This is a genomic window from Serratia odorifera (assembly GCF_041448735.1).
Taxonomy (GTDB): domain Bacteria; phylum Pseudomonadota; class Gammaproteobacteria; order Enterobacterales; family Enterobacteriaceae; genus Serratia_F; species Serratia_F odorifera.
Map to the genome: position 1 here is coordinate 39,087 of NZ_JBGMUT010000014.1, position 19,074 is coordinate 58,160.

Here is a 19,074-nt window from a genome sequence, read left to right on the forward strand (position 1 = left end):
GTCAATCCCATGTTTGATTTTTCACGATTCAAGTTCGACCCGCTTAATGTGATTGAAACCGTGGGCAGTATTCTCGGTGAAAAGGATACGTTGAACGAGACCCAAAAGAAGCTCAACGATATGGAATATCCCCATATCCGCGACCTGCTCCCGTTCGCTGACTATAAAAGTGACGACCAGTTTTTTATCAATAAAGACTCCATTGGCTTCATTCTTGAAGCCCAACCCTTGATTGGTGCCAATGAATTATTGGCCGACAGTCTGGATACGTTATTGCAGGATAAGGTGCCTCGCGGCACGCCATTGCAGGTCATGATGGTCAGCAGTCGTGCGATTAAGGAGCAGATTGAGTATGGCCTGAAGGACTTCGGCTGGAAAGGTCACAGGGCTGAGGACTGTAACGACGTAACTCGTCGGTTTTATCTCAATGGAGCTCAACATGAGTTTCCCAATGATCTGGGCCATCCACTGACGTTGCGAGATTACCGTTTGTTCTTCACCTGGGGGATGAAAGTCAAGCACGTTACCGAAACCGATTTTGTCCGGCTGAGAGATGTACGTCGTAATTTAATGAATGCCCTGACATCTGCGGACATATATGCCCAACCTATCGGTGTTGAGCGATTTATGGGGGTGATGCGCGAACTGCTGAACCACGATGTCAATCGTTTGTCGGCGTATGACATTCCCTATGATCCGCAGGCGGATCTGAAAGCGCAGATGGTTGACCAAACGACCTCATGGCAGGTGAAACCGGGCTATATCCAGGTGAGTGGCAATGACGCGAAGCAGCGACCTTTCAGTAGCAGGATGGTCAGCCTGAATCTCGATCGCAATCCGCAGGAGCATTACCTGTGGCAGAACGGGGACATATTGGCGGACCTGACGTCGCCGACTAACGGTATCCCTTGTCCCTTCGTCTTCAGCATCGTTCTAATAACGGAAGACCAGGCGAAAAGCCAGGGGGAGGCCACGCGGGAATTTCTGGCACTGGATACACGGGTTAATACCTCGTATGCCAAATATATTCCCAATACCGTGCCCCGGCACCAAGAGTGGAAAGACGTTCGCCAACGGCTGCTGGCCAACCAAACTGCGCTGACCAGCTACTTCTACGGTGTGACGCTCTTTTGCGAAGACAATGATGACGTGATGGCCAGGGACACCGAACGAACCAAAAATGCCTTTGCAGCACAGGGATTGAAATTTGTTCGGGCCGATTTCATGCAGATCCGCAACCTTATGGGGGCTATCCCCTTTACCACTGTGGATGAAAAGTTGTGGAATGATTTCAAGCGAACAGGGGCTTTACAACGTTCAGAAACGTTCCATTCCGTCAACCTGATGCCGATTATCGGCGATAACAAGCTCAGTCCTGCTGGGCTCTTAATTCCAAGCTACCGCCATCAACTAGCGTTTCTCGATGTGTTCGATGAGAACTTACCCAATACGAATTTCAACTGGTTCCTGTCCGGGACATCAGGTGCAGGTAAATCGGTATTGTCGCAGGGTATTGCGCGCCAAGTTCTGGACGTCGGCGGGTTCCTCAGCATCAAAGATATTGGTGATTCATACAAAGCGTTCTGCCATAGCGTCGGCGGTACCTATATCAACGGCAGCACGCTCAAATTTAACCCTTTTGCCAATATCACCTCTGAAACACTCCACTTAATGGCTGAGCGAGTGCGTGACCAGATATGCATTCTAGCCAGTCCTAACGGGTTGCTGGATGAGGTTCACGAGTCGCTGATACTAGAGTCCATTACCGAATCATGGCCGAAATATCAGCAGGATATGCGGATTGACCATGTAGTGGAGTATCTAAAAAAACGCCAAAGCGATGTTGGCCTGCAGCACTCGGTACAAATGGCCGGGCGCATCGATGAAATCGTGACGTTGTTAAGCAAGTACACCACCCGTGGTATTTACGGCACCTATTTCAACAGCTCCGAGCCTACCCTGAAAGGTACAGAGCAGTTTGTTGTGACAGAAATGGGCGACCTGAAGAAGCAGGGTGACCTCCTCGCTGCTGTGTTGTTCTCGATGATGCTGTGGACCGAAAACTTGATGTACAGCACCCCCCGCAGCCTTCGCAAGATGGATATCACCGATGAAGGCTGGAAGATGCTCAGCAGTACCAGTGACAGGGTTAGGGGCTTTATCGAGGAGGGTTACCGCACCGCTCGTCGTCATAATGGTTCTTATGGCACGGTAACACAGGCCATCCGCGACAAGAACCTGAGTACGGCCGCGTTAGCGGCGTATGACAACAGTTCCTTTAAGTTTACCACCATGCAGGACGCCAAGGCGTTCAGTACCTTCAAGCAGGAAGAACCTGATGCATTTAACGAGCTGGAGTGGAAGCTGATCAGTAAGTTCCCGCCTGCAAAGAAAGCGAAATACAGTTCGTTTCTGGTCAACGTGGGGTCATATAGCAGTTTTCACCGGCTCAAACTCGATCCGCTGACAGACAAGCTTTTCTCCTCTAAAGGTGACGATTTTACCTACAGGGAAAGGAGGCTGAAGGAGGGCGCGGACATCAAGGACATCTTATTTGAAATGGCTGAACACGACCCGCATTCGCGGGAGGTACTCGACCACCTGCGGAGGATGGAGGCATGAATATCAAACAGTTAATGGTCACGGTGGTGATGTCGTCGTTGCTCACGCTGGGAGCCGGTGTCGCTGCCTGGGAATGTTGGTTGAAGCCCCCTACCTTGGTCAGTTTTGACTTGAAGGGGACAACCGACCAGTTCCTGGTGCAGAGTGCCAAACTTAATCTCTCCAATGAACAACGCGACTCCCTGCTAGGGCGTTTCAACCGGAATCTGACCCAGGTGATTGACCGTTGGTCGGCTAAGCATCACCAACTGGTGATAGTGCGGCCGGCAGCGGTAAGTGGAATGGAAGATGTCACCCCGCAAATTCGGCATGAACTGGCTATAGCCATGAAGGAAAAATGAGTCTATTAACCAAAATTCTTTTCGGGGTGGCGGTGCTTATGATCATAATTTCTGTCTTGCCGCTGGGTTAGCCGGCTTCGCTGGGGCTATTCGCTCTTTAGCGTTCACGACGAAGGAGAAAAACCGATGAAACTTAAGTTTGTATGGGTGTTTATGGTCTTTGCTGTGCCAGTCAGCGCCGCAGATCTGGGAACCTTCGGTGAGGTTTGGGACGTTCGGGAGCAGAATCTCCTCACTGTTATTCAAGCACGCCTGAAAGATCACTTTGCCGGCCGCAGCCAGGCCGACATCCAGAAAGAATTGCAAGACCGCGTCACTGAAAGCGCAATGCGGCCAGCGCCAGTGGAAGGTTTAGCGCGCGGTCCTAAAACCTGGGTGCGCCAGTTTGATCCGGCCATCGTCTCAAGTCAGGAACTGGTCGACCACAACGGTACCGTCTTTGTCCGCAAGGGACAGCGCGTCTCACCCTTCGATGTCATCCCGGTCTTCAACGAAACGCTGTTTTTCATCGACGGAGACGATGCCGAGCAGGTGGCGTGGATGAAACAGCAAAAACCGACCACGGTCGTCAGCAAAATTATTCTGGTCAACGGCAGCATCAAGGACAGCGCTGAGGCGCTGGACAGCCGTATGTACTTTGACCAGGGCGGAGCGATTGTGCGTCGCTTCGGCATCAAACAAATCCCGGCAGTTATCACCCAGGAGCCGGGAAAACCCTTACTGCGTATAACCGAAATAGGATTACCTTGATGAAAAAATTAATGTTTACGACCGCCTTACCTCTTCTTTTGTTAGCCCAGTCCGCAACAGCCGTTGAAACACCTGCAGTAGAATTCTTTAAGCCAGGAGAGCAAGAGGCCATTGGCAAGATCGCCGCTGACTACCTTCGGGCCCACCCAGAGATCCTGATCGAAATGAGCGAGAAACTGCAGCATCAGGAAGAGCAGCAGCAACAAAAAGGCGCTATCGAGGCGGTGTTGGCTAACCAGAAAGCCCTGCTGCAGGACTCATCCAGCCCGGTGGTACACCCCGACGGCGATGTGGCACTGGTACAGTTCTTTGACTACCAATGCATCTGGTGCTCCCGCATGGCACCCGTGGTCGAGAGCCTCATTACCGGTGACGCCAAGTTGCGCGTTACCTTCAAGGAATGGCCGATCTTCGGTAAACAGTGGCCACTGTCGACCTTTGCTGCCCGGACCGGGTTGTCGGTGTGGGCTGCCAAAGGTGCTGCCGGCTATCAGCAGTACCACAATACGCTGTACCAAACTGGTCATGTGGAAGGGCAATTGACCCGAGACGACATTGTGCGTGCGGTGACTGCCGCCGGTGCCGACGATGCCACACTGGAACGAGTGCCGGAAACTCAGCTCAACGTCACTGCTGAACTGGCGAGTCAGTTAGGCATTAACGGCACACCGGCCTTTATCGTGATGCCGGTGAATGGGGCCTCTGGCGCCAACACCTCGGTGATGTTTGGCGCAGTCGATGCAGCTACGCTGCAATCGGCCATCACCAAAGCGCGGTCTACCGGGAGTGCGCAGTGAAGCGCCGCTGGCTGGCGCTGGGGCTACTGGTTATCGGAGCCGTGGTCAGTGGGGTAGCATCAGCAAAGGATCTGACCTGTGAGGGGCGTTGGGTCAACCCGATTACCGATGTGTGCTGGAAATGTATGTTTCCCATGAGCATCGGCAGTACACAAGTCTCCAAGGGCAGTTTGCCGGATACGGAAAATCCTACCTCTCCGATCCAGCTGTGTCCGGCGCCACCTCCGATATTTAAACGCACGGGCTTGGCCATAGGATTTTGGGAGCCCTTTGCCATGACCGACGTGACGCGGGCGCCGGGCTGTATGGTCAACATGGGCGGTTTCAGCATCCCCATCCCAAAGGTGGGAACGGGGGTCGGTACGAAAGAGGCTAACGACAATCCCGGAACCTTCTATCACGTGCACTGGTACAAGTATCCGCTCATCAGTTGGCTGAACATCATAACTTCCGTGGGGTGTATGCAGGGCGGAGAATATGACATCGCATACCTTTCCGAATTGGATCCGATGTGGAAGGACGACATGCTGGCACTGTTCACTAACCCGGAGGCGATATTGTTTGGTAATCCGGTGGCCCAGATGGCCTGTGCAGCGGATGCGGTGGCGGCCGAAGTGCACAAACCACTCGATGCGTTGTTCTGGTGTGCCGGCGGGCACGGTTCAATGTACCCCTTCACCGGCAACCTCTATACCGAAAGCAGCGGGTTGAACAGTGGGGTACTGCTCAGCGAGCGAATGAACTTCAAGCTGCACCGCCAGGGGATGATTTGGGACACGGTCGGCGTAAACACCGCCGTCTGCTACGAGTACCCGACGGTCATCATGCCCAAGGGGCGCTATCGCTACCAAATGGTCAACACCATTCCTGATGCCAACCAGTGCCACCCACTGGGGCGCAGCGTGATGCGTTGGCAGGTGGGAAAAGAAATGCCGAACAGTCGGAAAAATTACGGGTATCTCATATGGAAAAAACGAAATTGCGTGGTATAGCGCCGCTGGCGCTGGGGATGACCATGATGCTGGCGGTGCCGGCTTCGGCCGCTGACGGCACCCCACTGGATGAATCACCGAATGAAACTGCCTACTTTCTGTCGGCGTCGCTGCCGGAAAAAGATCTGGTGCCGCTTATTCAGGCAGCGGAAAAACACAATATGCCCGTGTATTTTCGGGGGCTTATCAACAACGACATGAAAACCACAGCCACTTACATCCAATACCTGGTCAGCAAATACCACATTGCCGGCATCAATATTGACCCGCTGCGGTTTGAGCGTTTGGGGATCACCAAAGTCCCGGCGCTGGTGAAACGTTGTGGGGCGCAGTTCGATGTCGTGTATGGCAACGTTGCACTCAGTCAGGGCCTGGACATCATTGCGCGCCGCGGGCAGTGCGCCGGAAAGTAAGTTGTTCCCTCTCAGCGTCAACCTTAATTAACTCTTTTATCTGTATTAATCATTCGACAGCAACCGGAGGCTCCCATGTGGCGTGCCACGCTTTCGTTATATTCCGCGGCCGGCCTGTTGTCGCTGGCGCTCAATCAGTGTTACGCCGGCGACATGAATACCTCGATGGAAGAGGGGTATTCAGCGGCCCAAACCGCCGGAAGCCAGGCCCAGTCTTCCATCGGCGGCGTCCAACCGCAGCAGTATTTTGAGCACTATGATGCAAACCCGCCGCAGAGCGGGTATTACCAGGGCGGAACCCAGACTGATACCTCGCTCGGCGCCAAGGGACAGCAGGAACTGGGAACCAGCGAAATGGGGAAGCTGGCGCGAGAGTCCTTCATCAATAACCCGAGCGATAAGATTGACTGGGATTCGGACATGATGAAGAACGTCCGAAACATTCAGCAGAATGCCGATGTAATCGCCGCCGGTACCGGGCCGCAGTGTGTTAAACAAGCCATCAACAAGGTCAGCTACAGCTCACACAGTTGTCAGCAGGCAAAAAGTGTCGAAGCCGATTGCCGGCGAGAAGCCCATATCGAGACCCGAAGCAAGGTGATCAGGAAACAAAAAACCGTCGCCGTCAGTGTCCCTATGCAGTCCAGCTGGAGTGGGCGCTGGAACGGTCAACTGGTGATACCAGAGAAGGCCCGGCTATTACGCGTCGCGGTCAGGGCATCCGGTATGCCCATTCCTTACTCTGAGGCTTGTTACTACCAATGGAACGGGAAGTGTAAGGCATCGGTAGGTGAGACATTTTCCATTATGGGACGAGCGCTACCGGTGAAGGTGGACGCGTTGCCGAATCACAGCGAACAGTGTGGCGGCGGTAAAAACGACCACTGTACACACCGGTATAACGACGGCAGCAGCAGCGTCAATCAAACCTTTGATGTTGATATGGCCGTCAGTGCCGGTCAGGCGTTCGCGGTGGTCAAAACGTCCAAAACCACCGGTGTCCGTCAGCCCGCTGGCTTTACTGTCAACGTAACGCTGACATTAGAAGTGGAGGAGACCGTTGCGGATCCGGTAGTGGTATGGACCGAAGCCTGTACGGCCGACAAAGCGAATGATGTGCAGCTCAGTTCACAATGTGTCTCCCCCGGCGGAAACCGGGTAGTGCAGGTCGGCGGCCAGAGTTACACCCTGTATCAGGACTGCTGGGCCTACAAGGATGTCTACCAGGTCTACGAAAGCGATGATAACACCTGCAGTACCTACGAGAAGGACCGTAACTGCACTGTTGGCACCCGAACCTGTCTGCGCAAAGTCGGGATGTACTGCGTGATGGAGTCACTGACTTACCAGTGTCAACACACCGTCAGCAGCGAGGGGTGGGTATGCGGCAGCCAGTTCTTCTGTTCAGACGGCAAGTGTTCCGCCATTAAAAACGACAGCAATAACGATTTTCAGGGGGCGGTGTCCCAGTTGGCCGCGTTGGCTGCGGCCGGCAAGGATGTGGCAGGCATGGATCCTGACAAGGTCCGGGCCTTTACGGGAAAAGGGATGTCCTGCCGGAAGTCGGCGCTGGGGTTCAGTAACTGCTGTAAGAGCAGTGGCTGGGGGCAGGATGTGGGGCTGGCGCAATGCAACGATGAAGAGAAATCCATCGGTAAGGCCAAGGAGAAGCTGTTGACCGTCGATATCGGTGAGTTCTGTGCGAAGAAGGTTCTGGGCGTCTGCCTGCAGAAAAAGCACAGCTACTGTGTATTTGACAGCAAGCTGGCACGGATCGTTCAGCAGCAGGGCCGGGAAGGGCAACTTCATATCGGGTTTGGGAGTGCAAAGAGCCCGGACTGTCGGGGCGTCAATATGGATGAATTACAGCGGATCCAATTCGACCATCTCGACTTCACCGACTTTTACGATGAGTTGCAGAGCAATGTAGCCCTGCCGGATCAGAAGCAGTTAACAGACCGTATTTCTGACCAAATCAAGAATAGCCTGCAGCAAAGTGGAGGAAAATAAATGAAACGCGCCCTTATCCTGGCCGTGGGCGTTGTGACCGGGGGGGTGCATGCTGGACCTCCTCCGCAGCCCAACGGTTACACGTATGACCCCGCAGTGGGTTGGCATTGGTATAACGAACCGAAAAAAGCAAAGGACAAACAGCCCCCGCCAGGATCACCGTCATCGCCAACACCTGAAAGTGCGACTGAAACACTGAGAAAACTCAGTGTCATTCGAGATGAGCTGAGAAATCAGGCTGTTTTGGAAGGCACCCCAGAGAGCGTGCGGCGTTACAAGGTTATGCAGGACTACCTGGTGGATAAAGCCACCAAGTTCAGCGCCACATGGGACCGTGTTCTGCTGGAAAATCCCGAGCTCGATTACAGCCTCCAACATCCCTACTACAACGGGACGGCGCCGCTGGAATATCAGAAAGAACGGCAGGCGCAGAATGCCGCCATTCGCTACGTCAACCAGCGATATGGAGTGTTCTTCTTTTACCGGGGCAATGAGCCTCTGGATAACAAGCTGGGTGAGGTTATCAAGGAGTTTTCAGTGCAGTACGGCATTCCTGTTATCCCCATCACTGTCGATGGCCGTGTAAACCCAGATTTGCCAGAAAGTAAACAGGACACCGGACAGGCAGGGAAAATGGGTATCAAACATTTTCCTGCAGTCTACCTAGTCGAGCCAGGTAAAAAGACGTTTAAGCCTCTGGCCTACGGTTTTATCACCCAGGATGACCTTGCCCGCCGCATGTTGAACGTCGTCACCGACTTTAAACCCCGTTTTTAAGGCGCATGCCATTCGGCATCCCCTTCTTTATCTATTACTGAACCAGGAGTTTTTATGTGGAACCGAACTGCGCACCTCGGCGGTGCGCTGCTGAGTTGTGCCTGTTTTACCTCCATGTACGGAAGCGTTTTCTTCCGGTGGTATCTCACGAACACTGATGGCTTGTTACCTGCGGAGAGCTCCGTTTTTCTTATTCTGTTCACCCTTTCCTGGGTGTGCCTGTCGCTGGCCGCAGGATTAGTGCTGAGTGCATTCGTTATCGGTGTATTCAATAGCCTGGGTCTGGCCCTCTCCCATGGTGGTCGGGCCGGCCAGATCCTACTGCAGCAATTACGTTCATCGCGGAGGAACAAACCATGATCCGGGCATTGCTTGTCGTCAGTGCGCTGACATTACTTCCTCTTGTTCCTGCACTGGCGGTGACACCGGCTACGACTACGCCGAATGTGCAACAGCGTGCACCCTCAACGGCACCCACTTCACCGGTCTGGTTTCGGTTGGCTGACGGCCGCACCATTGATATTAAGCACTGGCAGGTGGTGCATTTCATCCGCTCTGATTGTCCGTACTGCCACCGCTTTAATCCGGTGCTGCGTGATATGGCCGATCGTTTGGGTTTAAAGGTATTCGTCTACAGCTTTGACGGAGTGGGAGACGTGGTTTTTCCTGATGTCTTGCCGACGAACGATGCGGTACTTGAGCAGTTCTTTGCTGAATTGCCCAAGGTCACGCCGACCGATTTTCTGGTGAATACGCAAACGCTGGTCACGATCCCTCTGGCGCAGGGGGCACTCACCGAAGTGGCGCTCAGCCAACGTCTTGATGAAAGTTTCGGGCTGGCTGTCCGTTTGGGGGTGTTGTGATGCTGAGAACGTTTTTCCTTCATCCCATGCGTTTGCTGGGGGTGGCATTGCTGCTGGTGTTGGCGGCGGCGGGTGTGGAGAACGCGGGACGATGGTTGCTGGCCTTGTCCCTGTGGCTTCCGGAACAGCAGTGGTTAGCGGGGTTGCCTGTCCTGGAACGGCAACATCATATTTTGGCACTCGGCCTTCTCTACCTGGCTCTGATACTGATGGCCATCGGAACGATTGTGGGTTATGCGCAGTGGTTGATTCAGGGCGCGAAGTGGATGACGTCACTGTGGATCAAGCTCAGAAGCGGTAAACGAGGTACGCATGAAAAATAACATGAAATGGGTGGCCTTGTGCCTGGCCGGCGCTGTCTTTCAGGCCCAGGCCGGTATCAATGATGATCTGAACTCTTTCTTTAACCAGATGGGCGGCGGCGGCAATGTCTCGATGCCGGCCGCCTGGCAAGGGCAATCGGCCGGCTATTTAACGGGGGGCAACCTGTTTATGCGTATGCCCGTGCGTAATATCCAACTGGTGTCTGTGACGCTGCCTGATATCAAGGCCGGATGTGGCGGCATTGACGCCTACCTGGGGTCATTCTCGTTTATCAACAGCGACCAGCTTAAGGTGATGGGGAAGCAAATCCTGAGTAATGCTGCAGGCTATGCGTTTGACCTTGGGCTTGAAACGGTTTGCCCACAATGCAAGGCGGTAAAAGATTACCTGCAGCGTATGGCCACTGATATTAACAATATGAACATCTCTACCTGTCAGGCGGCACAGTCTATCGTCGGCGGACTGGTTCCAAAAAACTCTGAAACGACCCGCAAGGTGTGCCAGGACATCGCCGGTCAGCACAACGTATTTGCTGACTGGGCTGCCTCTCGTCAGGGTTGCGGGGTGGGCGGTGAAACAGACAAGGTGTTCAGCAAAGCGACGCCGGAAGAGAAAAAACAAATCCCACGTAACCGCAACCTGACCTGGGCGACCTTTGAAAAAGTTAACCAGTTCATCAGCAACGATCGGGAACTGAAAGAACTCATCATGTCGATGGTTGGTACCGTGATTTATGACGACCGCGGTAACCCTACGTTCCTGTCGCCGAGGGGAGGCAGTGAGGCCATTTTCAATACGTTGCTCAATGGCGGCACGGCGAAAATCTACCGTTGTAACGATAATACCGACTGTCTCAAGCCCTCGGCGGCTGAATTTACGCTCTCATCAGATAAAGGCATGACGGCACGCGTCAGAACGATTCTGCAGGAAATTTTCCGCAAAGCGCAATCGGACAAACCCATTACGGAAGCCGAGACGAATCTCATCGAGAGCACGCGCGTCAAAGTTTTGCGCTACGCCATCGACACCGCGTCTGTCGGTCTGGATGAATCGGTCGTTACCAGTCTGGCCGAGTATATCGCGGCCGACATGGTGATGACCTACATCAATGGCCTGCTGGATGTGGCCGAGACTGCAGCGTCGGGAACCCTCAATACCGAAGATGAAAATACGCGTTTCCGGGAGAACCTGATGTCGGTACGTAGCCAGTTGGGGCAACGTGTCTCGCGTATTCAGGTGCAGCAAAACGGCGTGATGGAACTGGAGCAAAACCTGTCGTATATGCGTCAGCAACTTTCCAGTGGGTTGTCTGACAAGGTCATGTCCAACTATGAATTCGGGGGGCAGTGATGGCGCTTGATATTTGGGCTATCGGAAACGGCAGCATGATCGCAATGGGGCTTAACGCTGTCGCGACCATGTTCAACTCGGCAAGTTGGCAAACCCTCTTGTGGCTGGGGGAGACCCTTGGGGTTTTGACCTGTGTTGGGGCCTACATCAAAACTCACGATTTACGCGGGGTGTTTGCCTGGGCCATGACCTTTTGTATCTGCACGGCGATATTACTGACGCCCAAGGAAACGGTTGTGGTCAACGATCTTACGCGGCCGGAGCGGATAGACCGGGTTGATAATGTGCCGGTGGGGCTGGCTGTTCCGCTCTATTTGTTAACCGGTATCGGCTATACCTTGGCAACCACTTATGAAGACATTTTCCACTTTCCGGATGAGCGGTCATATACCAAAACCGGCATGATGTTTGGTTCGCGGCTGATACAGGATTCCTTTGTAATGGCGGCGACGGATCCGGAACTGCAGAGTAACTTCAATGAGTACGTGAAGAATTGTGTCATCCCGGATGCGCAATTGAACCATAAGTTCTCGCTTGAAGCTGTGATGCACTCAACCGAGATGGCCAATATCATTTTTAGCCAACCCAGCCCTCTGCGGGGGATCTATTTTCGCAGCGGCGCTAACAGCACGTATATGACCTGTCGTGATGCGACGCCACGCCTTAAATCTTCACTTAACAAGGAAGCCAGCGGGGGCGGGGGAACCTTCATGTACCATGCTTCACGTATGTTCCCTGGGAATAAACAGGCACAGGTGTTATATCCAGGCATGCTGGAAAGCAGCTACAGCTATTTCTTCGAGGCAGGCAAAAAAGCGCGGGACATTATTCAGCAGAACGTACTGATCGCCGGCATGCGGCGAGGGACCAGTAGTTATGTAAAATCGATGAATGATACAGCTTCATTGGTTGATATCGCTTCTGAACAGTCGCTGATGAAGTTAAGGCTTTCGCATGCGACCAGTTACAAAATTGCTCAGGAAATACTGCCCCAAATGCATACCGTGATGCTGATGCTGTGCGTCAGTATTTTCCCGGTCATGGTGTTGGCGCTCTTCGTCAGGGAACTGACCTGGAATGTGGTGAAGAATTATCTCAATATTTTAGCGAGCTTGATGCTGTGGCCCGTGATGTTCGCGATATTCAACTTCATGGTTAATTGGGGAACGCAGGACTCTCTCAGCGGAGAAGGGCCGACAGGACCAACGCTCAGTAATATGAGCCGGTTGATGGAGACCAGTTCAACCACCGCCGGTATTGCTGGCTGGCTAATGATGTCCATTCCGTTTATCAGCTTTAAACTGTTTACTATGCTGGGGCAGGCTCTCGCCAATTCGGGTTCTTACCTTGGCAATGCTCTGACCGGTGCTGCATCGGCGGACTCAGCCAACGTGGCCTCAGGTAACTACAACATCAACAACCAGTCCGTCGATAACATCAACGGGTTCAAACGTGACCTCAATGTGGTGAACCGCGAAGGGATGGTGACCAATCAGCTGGCTAATGGTGCGCTGGAGACCCGTACCGGCGGTGGACAGACGGTGTATGACGGTTCGGGCGCGATGTCCCGTTTACCTGTTGATCTCAATTTCGATCACCATATGGCCAGCGCTGCGCAGAAAATGACGCGTGATAGTCTGTCGCAGACCCAAACGGCGATGGACGGTTATAACCACTCTGTAGCGCAAACTGCCAGTCAGGTGCGGCAGTTTCACAATCAGTTTGGTAACAGTGACTCGGCCACCGTCGCGGCACAGACCGGGATGTCGGTGAACGACGCCGACAAGTTCCAGAAGGCCACCAATGTTGTCGAGGCTTACGCTCAGAAACACCATATGAGTTTTGATCAGGCTTACAGTGAAGTAGAGCACAAGTCGAAGAGCCTGGATGCTAATGTGGGGGCGAAGGCTTCGCTCGGGTTTGACAGCAGTAAGTCCGGTGCCGGCAAAGTGGGGCAATTTGTCACGGGGGTCTCTGTTAGAGGCGATGTTCATGCCGGCCTGGAAGGTCGGGGTTCCACAGGCAGTTCATCACAAACTACCAAGGGGGGAAGGAGCGGGAACGACACCAGTCATGATATGTCGGCGCAGGACATGAAGACGTTTAGCGAAGGGGTGACGGTTGCACGTAACTACAACACCAGCTTCAACGGAGCGCATGTAGATAATGCAGCGGCCGGATTGATGACCCAAATATCGACAGGTGTCACCACCTCTGACACGCACTATCAGCAGTTTACTGACAGTCAGGCTCGGACACACGAGTACCAACAGATGGCATCGCAGACCGACACGCTCAGCGCTCAGGCCAAGAGCAACTATACGCAGGAGTTCGTGGAGTATGTTCGGCGTGAGGCCCCGGCGGAAGCTGCCGAATTGCTGACTAACGCTGATAATCCGGCGATCCGGGAGCGGCGGGAAGATATGGTTGAAACCTTTATGCAGGATAAGCTGAAAGGGCGACTGGATAACCATTATGAATCCAATGCAGCACATACCGGTGATAATATCTCGGGAGTGGGAAATAATGCCGTCGGGCAGATGGGGGGAGCTTATCAGCAATATAACAAAGATATTGATGGCAAGGTCAAAGATGCTGGAATACAAACTAACGTTAAAACCACTGTGCTGAATAATATGAATCAGACGCAAGATGGAATGGACCAACGAGAAGATTACGTCCATAATGAGAAGAAGGATGTTGATATGCGGCAAACCGAAAGGAAAAGTGACTTTGCTGGCGCCAACAAAGATTTTAGAGAAAAACATCACGCTGCTGAGTTGCATCAGGGAAGTTTTGACCCGATGAGTAAGAATTCAAACTATGGTATAAGTAATCTTTGGAGTGGTGACTATAGCGATTACTTGAGTAAATCAAAAGAAAACTTAAAGGATAAAGGTGATGAAAAATGATGTCATAATTTCATATAAAGAAATGGAAGGTTGTACAGTGGAATTAATTGAATCAATAAGAAAAAACGATGGCTATCCTCCATCGCTAACAGTGTTGATGAAGCCTTTCTTAAATTATTTTTTGTTGGTTTACACTCTTATTGGTGTTGGCGTTTTTATTGATGTGTATGCACATGATGCGCATGATTCAATTATTTTGGTTTTTCCTTTCTTCTTCATGATTTTTAGTGCTTTTGTTTTTGTGATTTTAGTTAAGTTTAATGGTGTGTTTTTCATGGTGCCGGATGATGTAATGAGAACGTCAAAATTAATTCTCATGTTGAAATCTAAATTGAAAAAATACGCAGTTACAAACTCTATTCTTTGGGTTTTAATGGCGTTATTGACATATTTTTCCGGTGGTTCATCGATAATTATTCCAGTTTTTGTTACATTTACAATGATATGTTCCTATGCGATGTTCTCATTGGATATGTCACGATACCAGTTATCGGGTTTGTTTGGTGCGCTTCAAGAAGCAAAAAATTCAATGATATTGTCACGTTAAAAAGGAGGTTGTATCTTGATTCTCTTTAAAAGAAAAAATAGGGTGTTTTTGTTAGGGGGCATGCTCCTACTCTTGACTAGTTCGTTACATGCAGAAGAGAAATTACAAGAAGGAGGAACGGTTTACAGCTACCAGCAACTGAAAAAAATGGCAGCGGAGGGGATGAAGCTGCCAAGAACAGCTATTGATATAACATTCAATGCAACCTTGGACGCTATCTTTTATTCTAGCGCCGCCAACAAAATGGCTTTGGGGGATAAGTACATCCCATTTTTTTGCCCCCCAAAGGATTACCAGATGGATGGTTCAATGCTAGAGGGGATAGTAGACTCTTATATTAATAGTAACTCTAACAATGTATCGGGAAATGATAGAATAGGTCTTATTTCCGTTTTGGCTTTAAGAGACAAATTTCCCTGTAACTAACTCACTAAACCCCCCCCCATCAGAAATTTACTTTCTGATGGCCCCCTGATTATAAACTTAATTGATATCTTCTAATCTATGATGAACACATCATACGATTAGTTGTAAACTAGATATGGGAATTAAAAATAATGAAATCAAAAAATATTTTGATGGTAACCGCTATTGCCTCAACGCTGGCTTTATCTGGTTGTGGTGCAATGAGTACTGCTATTAAAAAACGTAACCTGGATGTAAAAACCCAGATGAGTGACACCATCTGGATAGAACCGTCTAATGAGCGCACTGTATATCTGCAGATCCGTAATACATCAGATCGGGATATGCCAGGCTTACCCGCAAAAATAACGCAAGCCGTCCAGGCCAAGGGTTATCAGGTAGTAACGTCTCCCAATGCCGCTTACTATTGGATCCAGGCCAATATACTGAAGGCTGAGAAAATGGATCTGCGTGAGTCGCAAAGCTGGCTGAGTCAGGGTTATCAAAGTGCAGCAATCAGCGCGGCATTAGGTGCAGGGATCACGGCCTATAATACAAGCTCAGCGGGCGCCACACTGGGCGTCGGATTGGCTTCCGGTCTGGTGGGGATGGCAGCGGATGCACTGGTGGAAGACACCAACTACACAATGGTGACTGATGTGCAGATCGCCGAACGAACTCAAGCGTCAGTACGAACAGACAATGTGGCGGCGCTGCAGCAGGGTAACTCCGGTGCCAAGGTACAGACCAGCAGTGAGACCGGCAATCAGCATAAATACCAGACCCGTATAGTCTCCAATGCCAACAAGGTCAATCTGAAGTTTGAAGAAGCGCAGCCGGTTTTGGAGAACCAGTTGGCTAAATCGATTGCCAATATTCTGTAAGTTTCCTGCCACTTTATTTATTTCACCTAATCTTATTCAACCTCGGGTGTGATGGAGTCAATAATGACTTTGTCAAATGGGAATGTCATGTTTAAAAATGAACACATCGCGATAAAACTCCTCAAAGAGTGCAAGGGGAATATTATTGTTGTAGGGAAGTCTGGTGCCGGTAAAAATTCGTTGATCAATAGGGTGTATTTTGAATCGGTCGAGACTATTGATGTTTGTGGTGTCATGAAAAAATACCCGTGTGACTATGTACTTACTGATAGTGGCTTTGACTTGCTTAAATTGGATACGTGTGCCGCTGAGGTGGTTATATTGGATAAGGTTAATATCTCTGACGCACGGTTATTTAAAACATCAAAACTCTATGACTTTATACGACTGGCAGGGAATAGAGGGCAGAGAATTATCGTGCTGACGCAATCTGAAATAAATCCTGCAGTGGCAATATGCTTTGATGGCATGATCTCGATAACACCGATGGATGAAAAGTTATCTGAATCCCCAATGAAGAAAAAGCAAACGCAAACGCTACATTAACAATATATGTCAGCCTCCCGTATAGATAACTGGGGAGGTTTATCAGGGTTATAATATCTCTTTATAAAAGGGCTCTATATGAGCGGTTATCGTTACTATACCGATGAGCTTGGCGTAATGCATTTCCTGTGCGGCACAGATGAAATGACACCGCCAGTCAAATTATCCTCTCCCGTACAACTCAGTCGTGGCGGTAGTGCAATTGTTGCTATCAGTGAATGCAAGGATAACGGGCGTGTCACGTTGTTGAGTGAGGCGGATTTGGTCACCATGAATTACCAACCTGATAAGGTTATTACCACGCCGGAATGGCTTAACGACTTTTCAATTCGTCAGCAGTACACGCCTTCCTGGCGATAGACGTCAAAATCTTTCATTTTCACTCCTTTATATCATGCCGTCTGAATTAACTCAGTGAGGTCACATGAGTCTAAATACCCGTAACGTCACACAGGGTGGCCAAGTATTAAAATACATGATCAGCATGTTTATGCAGATCAACAACATTATCGTTTATTGGATATTGATGGCCTCCGTCGGTGTTTTCTTTATCTGGTTTTTCATCCGCATGAGTGTGGAGCAAATTCTCCATGGATTCAGTTTCTGGATACTCTACGTATTTGTTTCCGCATTACCCTCAGCAGCTAAAAACGAATATACCTTTCATTGGACCAGTCCTCGCACTGGTGAGTCCATTGAGCTGCATCGAACGGCAGGTCAAGTACTGGCTGACCCCTATTTTCAGGCCGTAGGCATCAAGCTGAAGGATGTCGCTTTTACCGGCTGGGGCTTGTCATCCATTGTTTTTGTTTCCGGCATTATAGCTGTGTATTGGTATTTGGGGCGTAAAGGCGCCGCCCAACGTACGAATGAGCAGATAGGGGGACGTGAGTTAACGACTGAAGTTAAAGACGTTAATAAAATCCTAAAGTCTCAGAACAAACTTTCTAACCTGAAAATCAACGATTTGCATCTTGTGAAAGAAACAGAGATGCAGAACGTGGCGTTACACGGGACTGTGGGTTCAGGTAAAAGCCGGGTCGTTATTGAATTCCTGACGCAGCTGCGTGCCCGGGGCGACCGGGTCATCATCTACGATAAGGGCAACAACTTTGTTCCGCTTTTCTACCGCCAGGACAAGGACAAATTGCTCAACCCGCTCGATAAGCGCTGTCCGGCATGGAGCCTACGTGATGAGTGCCAGACCACTTCTGATTTTGAAAATTTTGCCTCGACCCTTATCCCGGACACCGGCCATGGCGATCCATTCTGGTTGATGTCGGCGCGTCAGTTGTTTGTGGCCACCACTCGGCGGTTGGCCCGCTCCAAGGACTGGTCGATTGCCAATCTGCTGAAAATGCTGCTGTCGATTACGTTGGCTGATCTGCGCGAGTTCCTGAAGGGCACTGATGCTGCCAACCTGGTGGATGGCAGCATTGAAAAAACTGCGATGACGATTCGTAGCGTGCTGACCAGCTATGTTCGCTCATTGCGCTTTTTGCAGGGGCTGGATGATGAAGGCAAAACCCCATTCAACATTCGCGACTGGGTGGCTACCGAAGACATTGGTGGCGATAACAGCTGGATCTTCCTGACCAGCGATGGCCGTAACCACGAAGCACTCAAACCGTTGCTGACCGCCTGGATCTATCTGGCCATGGTCAACATCCTTGGCCTCACTGAGAACCGTGACCGCCGTATCTGGTTGCTGCTCGATGAGCTCCCGTCACTGCATCGTTTACCTATTCTGCCCGGATTCGTGGCAGAGGCCCGTAAATTCGGTGGCTGTACCCTGATTGGTATTCAGAACTTCCCGCAGTTGCGAGAGCTATTCGGTAAGGACTTTGCCGATGCCATTTGGGACTTACTGAACACCAAATTCTTCTTCCGTGCGCCCAGCAGCACTGTAGCCGAGTGGGTAGCTAAAGAGCTGGGAGAAATGCGGCACATGAAGTTCCGTGACCAGTATAGCTACGGTGTCGACACCATCCGTGACGGGGTGTCCTTCTCCAAGGATGAGGTGCGTGAACTGCTGGTGAGTTACTCCGACGTGCAAAAGCTCAATGACCTGCAGTGCTATGTCACGCTGCCCGGCGATTACCCGGTGGTGAAAATGGATATCAAGTACAAGGCGATGCGCCAGGTGGCGGAAGGGCGTATTGACCGTAACGTTGAAGAAATTTTCGATCCGGAGATTGAACAGTCAATCGCGCAGGCTGAGGCGGAAGCCAATGGCCAACTGGACGCGATGCTGGACCGGTTGTTTACACCGCCATCGACACTTCCATCGAATGCCAATGCTACGACCTCTGACGAAGGATCTCCGTCAACCGTATCGAACAACGAGACGGCGTCTGCGACAGAAAACGACGGGCGTACAGCCCAGATCCAATCCGGGCCGGTAGTGACAGCACCTGCGGAGATTCATTCCGAGCCCGTTAAACCCACTGCACCGGAATTACCAGAACGTACAGACGAGAACCGGAACCTCCGCCACCGGGATATTGATGTGGAGAGTGATTTCGGGGTTGAGAGGTAAGC

At 51.2% G+C, this 19,074-nt stretch carries 19 protein-coding genes; all 19 read left to right on the forward strand.

All coding sequences use genetic code 11. From position 1 onward, the window contains the following. Window positions 1-9 precede the first annotated feature (9 nt). The 19 genes from traC (at window position 10) to traD (ending at window position 19,072) form a co-directional block, all read left to right on the forward strand. A complete protein-coding gene (gene traC / locus ACCC84_RS21500; RefSeq protein ID WP_371902297.1) occupies window positions 10-2,622 on the forward strand; it encodes a type IV secretion system protein TraC in 2,613 nt (870 codons plus the stop codon). Continuing rightward, a complete protein-coding gene (locus ACCC84_RS21505; protein ID WP_371902298.1) occupies window positions 2,619-2,963 on the forward strand; it encodes a TrbI F-type domain-containing protein in 345 nt (114 codons plus the stop codon). Before traC ends, ACCC84_RS21505 begins: the two co-directional genes overlap by 4 nt. 126 nt (window positions 2,964-3,089) lie before the next feature. Further along, window positions 3,090-3,713, forward strand: a complete 624-nt coding sequence (gene traW, locus ACCC84_RS21510) for a type-F conjugative transfer system protein TraW (protein ID WP_371902299.1) — start codon at window positions 3,090-3,092, stop codon at window positions 3,711-3,713. Window positions 3,714-3,724: 11 nt separating this feature from the next. Further along, window positions 3,725-4,510, forward strand: a complete 786-nt coding sequence (locus ACCC84_RS21515) for a DsbA family protein (protein WP_371902320.1) — start codon at window positions 3,725-3,727, stop codon at window positions 4,508-4,510. After that, window positions 4,507-5,502 (forward strand): conjugal transfer pilus assembly protein TraU, encoded by a 996-nt coding sequence (traU, locus tag ACCC84_RS21520; protein ID WP_371902300.1) that lies wholly within the window; start codon window positions 4,507-4,509, stop codon window positions 5,500-5,502. Before ACCC84_RS21515 ends, traU begins: the two co-directional genes overlap by 4 nt. Beyond that, window positions 5,475-5,915, forward strand: a complete 441-nt coding sequence (trbC, locus tag ACCC84_RS21525) for a type-F conjugative transfer system pilin assembly protein TrbC (RefSeq protein WP_371902301.1) — start codon at window positions 5,475-5,477, stop codon at window positions 5,913-5,915. The genes traU and trbC overlap by 28 nt, the downstream gene beginning before the upstream one ends. Window positions 5,916-5,990: 75 nt before the next feature. Next, on the forward strand, window positions 5,991-7,925 hold the full coding sequence (traN, locus tag ACCC84_RS21530) for a type-F conjugative transfer system mating-pair stabilization protein TraN (RefSeq protein ID WP_371902302.1): 1,935 nt from the start codon (window positions 5,991-5,993) through the stop codon (window positions 7,923-7,925). Beyond that, a complete protein-coding gene (traF, locus tag ACCC84_RS21535) occupies window positions 7,926-8,702 on the forward strand; it encodes a type-F conjugative transfer system pilin assembly protein TraF (RefSeq protein ID WP_371902303.1) in 777 nt (258 codons plus the stop codon). Window positions 8,703-8,756: 54 nt separating this feature from the next. Beyond that, window positions 8,757-9,062: a hypothetical protein gene (locus ACCC84_RS21540; RefSeq protein WP_371902304.1), complete on the forward strand. Its 306-nt coding sequence runs from the start codon at window positions 8,757-8,759 to the stop codon at window positions 9,060-9,062. Next, window positions 9,059-9,565 (forward strand): conjugal transfer protein TraF, encoded by a 507-nt coding sequence (traF, locus tag ACCC84_RS21545; protein ID WP_371902305.1) that lies wholly within the window; start codon window positions 9,059-9,061, stop codon window positions 9,563-9,565. The genes ACCC84_RS21540 and traF (ACCC84_RS21545) overlap by 4 nt, the downstream gene beginning before the upstream one ends. Next, on the forward strand, window positions 9,565-9,888 hold the full coding sequence (locus ACCC84_RS21550) for a hypothetical protein (RefSeq protein WP_371902306.1): 324 nt from the start codon (window positions 9,565-9,567) through the stop codon (window positions 9,886-9,888). Before traF (ACCC84_RS21545) ends, ACCC84_RS21550 begins: the two co-directional genes overlap by 1 nt. Then, window positions 9,878-11,239 carry a conjugal transfer protein TraH gene (locus ACCC84_RS21555; protein ID WP_371902307.1) on the forward strand — a complete coding sequence of 454 codons (1,362 nt, stop codon included), beginning with the start codon at window positions 9,878-9,880 and terminating at the stop codon, window positions 11,237-11,239. The genes ACCC84_RS21550 and ACCC84_RS21555 overlap by 11 nt, the downstream gene beginning before the upstream one ends. Further along, complete coding sequence (gene traG / locus ACCC84_RS21560; protein WP_371902308.1) at window positions 11,239-14,151, forward strand: conjugal transfer mating-pair stabilization protein TraG; 2,913 nt, start codon at window positions 11,239-11,241, stop codon at window positions 14,149-14,151. The genes ACCC84_RS21555 and traG overlap by 1 nt, the downstream gene beginning before the upstream one ends. Then, a complete protein-coding gene (locus tag ACCC84_RS21565) occupies window positions 14,141-14,698 on the forward strand; it encodes a hypothetical protein (RefSeq protein WP_371902309.1) in 558 nt (185 codons plus the stop codon). Before traG ends, ACCC84_RS21565 begins: the two co-directional genes overlap by 11 nt. 15 nt (window positions 14,699-14,713) lie before the next feature. After that, entirely contained in the window at window positions 14,714-15,124 is a 411-nt protein-coding gene (locus tag ACCC84_RS21570; RefSeq protein WP_371902310.1) for a hypothetical protein, read from the forward strand. Window positions 15,125-15,255: 131 nt separating this feature from the next. Further along, on the forward strand, window positions 15,256-15,987 hold the full coding sequence (gene traT, locus ACCC84_RS21575; protein ID WP_371902311.1) for a conjugal transfer complement resistance protein TraT: 732 nt from the start codon (window positions 15,256-15,258) through the stop codon (window positions 15,985-15,987). 63 nt (window positions 15,988-16,050) lie between these two features. Beyond that, a complete protein-coding gene (locus ACCC84_RS21580) occupies window positions 16,051-16,533 on the forward strand; it encodes a hypothetical protein (RefSeq protein WP_371902312.1) in 483 nt (160 codons plus the stop codon). Between the two features lie 78 nt (window positions 16,534-16,611). After that, on the forward strand, window positions 16,612-16,893 hold the full coding sequence (locus ACCC84_RS21585) for a hypothetical protein (RefSeq protein ID WP_241390497.1): 282 nt from the start codon (window positions 16,612-16,614) through the stop codon (window positions 16,891-16,893). A gap of 64 nt (window positions 16,894-16,957) precedes the next feature. Further along, the gene (gene traD / locus ACCC84_RS21590; protein ID WP_371902313.1) at window positions 16,958-19,072 is read left to right on the forward strand and encodes a type IV conjugative transfer system coupling protein TraD; all 2,115 of its coding nucleotides are present in this window, start codon (window positions 16,958-16,960) and stop codon (window positions 19,070-19,072) included. The last annotated feature ends 2 nt before the right edge of the window (window positions 19,073-19,074 follow it).